General features: G+C 66.0%; 1 protein-coding gene. It reads left to right on the top strand.

All coding sequences use genetic code 11. The features are described 5' to 3' along the window. Positions 1-796: AfsR/SARP family transcriptional regulator (locus tag ACLQ22_RS31885; RefSeq protein ID WP_425695581.1), on the top strand; the 796-nt coding region annotated here is incomplete at its 5' end. Positions 797-817 lie beyond the last annotated feature (21 nt).

Here is an 817-nt window from a genome sequence, read left to right as displayed (position 1 = left end):
CCCCCGGAGCAAACCCATGCACTTCTCCGTACTCGGCAGCACCGAAGTCACCAACAACGGCCACCACCTCGAACTCGGCGGAATCAGACAACGCGCAATCCTCGGCTACCTCCTCCTCAACGCCAACAAAGTCGTCGCCACCAGCCAAATCCTGCACGCCATGTGGGACGGCAACCCACCCCCCACCGCCCGCAAAATGGTCCAGAACGCCGTCTCCGGCATCCGCCGCATGCTCACCCACAACACCGACCCCACCACCAACCCCACCCTGCGCACCCACCCACCCGGCTACCAACTGCGCATCGACACCGAAACCATCGACCTCTACCGCTTCCGCCGACTCGTCCGCGAAGGCCGCAACGCCACCACCAACGGCAACCCCCACCGCGCCGCCCAACTCCTCAACGAAGGACTCACCCTCTGGCGCGGACGCGCCCTCGCCGACCTCGTCGAAACCGGCACCTGCTGGTCAGAACTCGCCGCCATCGAAGACGAACGCCTCTCCGCACTCGAAGACCGCCTCGACGCCGAACTCGCCTGCGGCCGACACCGCGAAATCACCCCCGAACTCGAAATCCTCACCGCCACCGAACCCATGCGCGAACGCCTCTGCCACCAATTCATGCTCGCCCTCTACCGCAGCGGCCGCCAAGTCGACGCCCTGCGCGTCTACCGACGCACCCGCGAAGCCCTCGTCGACGGCCTCGGCCTCGAACCCGGCCGCAGCCTCCAAGAACTCCAACAACGCATCCTCGAACACGACGCCAAAATCCAAATCCCCGCACTGACCCACTGACCCACCCCCACACCAGCCACG

The sequence above is a fragment of the Micromonospora sp. DT178 genome, from assembly GCF_049841695.1.
Lineage (GTDB): Bacteria > Actinomycetota > Actinomycetes > Mycobacteriales > Micromonosporaceae > Micromonospora.
The sequence above is the reverse complement of the archived record's forward strand: the minus strand, read 5'-3'. Positions and strand labels throughout refer to the sequence as shown.